Annotated in this window: 2 protein-coding genes; both read right to left on the bottom strand. The window is 62.3% G+C overall.

The window, feature by feature from the left end:
• Positions 1-317 (bottom strand): hypothetical protein (locus tag ACI94_RS02025; RefSeq protein ID WP_286681031.1); only part of this gene is annotated, 317 nt, incomplete at its 3' end.
• A gap of 117 nt (positions 318-434) precedes the next feature.
• A partial coding sequence (locus ACI94_RS02020) for a hypothetical protein (protein WP_286681030.1) occupies positions 435-904 on the bottom strand: 470 nt, incomplete at its 5' end.

The following is a 904-nucleotide window of genomic DNA, read 5'->3' as shown; positions in this document are numbered from 1 at the left end:
TATGCCCCTTCGTACTCCAGGTGTGGGTAGACCCATGTCTCCCGGCCGGGGCCGTAGGCGTCCTGGAGCGCCCTGCTCTCCGCGTAGGAGACGTTGGTTCCCCCGATGACACGCTGGCTCCGATCTCCCCACTCCCACGCCGAAGGGTTGCGCTCCTTACCACGGATGACCGCATCGAGCGCCGGATGCTGCTCGAAGTCCTGCTCGGTCAGGGGGACGACCACGTTCTCTCCTGGTGTCGTCTGCTCCATGACGTAGAGCATCGGCTGTTCCCCAGAACTCTCGTGAGCGTAGAGGGTGAGGGCGCCGGCGAGCATGAGGCCGAGCGCGACCGCGACGATGCCGGCAAGACCGCAGGTGACGATTATCCCCGCCGTTTTGAGCCGGTTGCCGGGTTTATGACCTTCTTCAATTCCTGCACCTCTTCAAGCATCCTAATGGATCAGAACACGGGTAGCATAGTATACTCCGTCGTACTCGAGGATCGGCGCATTCGCCGTATACACACCAAACGACTCGGTGAGCGCGAGGCATTCGGCCCCCGTCATCGGGACCGGCGTGGATGCCGGCACGTTGGGGTTGCTGCCGGCCTCCCGGATCGCGGTGGCAAGAACCGGGTGCTGCTGCAGGTCCCGGTCGGTCAGACGGATGACGGATGCGTTCTGCAGACCCTCTTCCCCGACCACCTCCACAACCAACATTTGCGGCGGACCGTCGACTCCCGTGATCAGGGTGACGAAGGTCGTAACTCCGAACATGACCGCCGCGACGAGGAGGACGACGCCGATGAACGCAACGATTCCTATGATGATCAGGCGCTTTTTGTCAGGTTCCATGCAATCTCCTCCCATATTGACGCAGGCCGGACAGATCCCGCACATCGGGGCACCGATTCCGGCAGCTA

This window comes from Methanoculleus sp. DTU007 (assembly GCF_001512385.1).
GTDB classification, from domain to species: Archaea; Halobacteriota; Methanomicrobia; order Methanomicrobiales; family Methanoculleaceae; genus Methanoculleus; species Methanoculleus thermophilus.
This window is presented reverse-complemented; position numbering and strand designations above follow the sequence as displayed.